This is a genomic window from Rhodoferax sp. ZS1R8 (assembly GCF_056521325.1).
Map to the genome: position 1 here is coordinate 1 of NZ_JBWMBA010000206.1, position 1,034 is coordinate 1,034.

The following is a 1,034-nucleotide window of genomic DNA, read 5'->3' on the forward strand; positions in this document are numbered from 1 at the left end:
CATACGCTCAACGATGTGTGCCTGCTGGTGACAGATGCACGCCGCGGAGCAGAGCCCTGGTTTGTGATCACCGGAGACACCCTGTTTGTGGGCGCCGTTGGGCGGCCCGATCTGGCGGGCAAGGAACCAGAGATGGCAGGCATGCTGTACGACAGCCTGCACCAGAAGCTGCTCACCCTGCCCCAGGGGCTGGAAATTTTCCCCGGCCACCAGGCCGGCAGCGCCTGTGGCGCGGGTCTGTCGGGCAAGCCCTCTTCCACGATTGGTTTCGAGAAGCGGTGGAATCCTTTTCTGAGCATGGACCGGGATACGTTCGTGCATGAACTGACGGCCATCGCCACACCCAGCCCCGCGGAGATGGACCGCATCGTCGCCGCCAACATTTCGGCCTGAAACTGCTATGGAACTCCACCACGGCATCCGCCACAACCGGGGGCAATTCCTGCACCAGCTCTTGCAAGTGTTGCTGGTCGGGCTGACCCTGGGCATGACCCGCACCGTGGTGCCCGCCCTTGCAGAATCTGACTTTGGTGTGCCCAAGAACTCGTTTGTGCTGCTGAGTTCTTTTGTGGTCGCCTTCGGGTTGGTCAAAGGGGTCATGAATTTTGTAGCGGGCCGGTTGTCGGAGCGCGTGGGCCGCAAAAAGGTGCTGTTGCTGGGCTGGGTGGTGGCGTTGCCAATTCCCGTCATGGTCTGGTACGCCCCGAGTTGGAACTGGGTGGTTGCGGCCACGGTTTTACTGGGTGTCAACCAGGGGCTCACCTGGTCGATGACACAGACCTCCAAGCTGGACATCACGCGGATGGAAGAGCGCGGCCTGACGCTCGGGCTCAACGAGTTTGCAGGCTACGTGGGTGTGGCATTGGCCGGCATACTCACGGCCTACTTGGCCACGCGGTTCGGCGCGCGCCAAGGCCTGATGGCGTTCGGCATGGGGGTCATCTGCACGGCGTTGCTGCTGACCCAGTTGTGGGTCAAAGACACCTTGCCCTGGGCCCAGGCGGAGGCTGCCAAACATGCGCCGGGATCTGCAC

The 1,034-nt window shown here is 62.5% G+C and carries 2 protein-coding genes; both read left to right on the forward strand.

From position 1 onward, the window contains the following. The coding region (locus AC097P_RS25015; RefSeq protein ID WP_479613109.1) for an MBL fold metallo-hydrolase at positions 1-393 on the forward strand (393 nt) is incomplete at its 5' end. Positions 394-400: 7 nt separating this feature from the next. Further along, positions 401-1,034 (forward strand): MFS transporter (locus AC097P_RS25020; protein ID WP_479613110.1); only part of this gene is annotated, 634 nt, incomplete at its 3' end.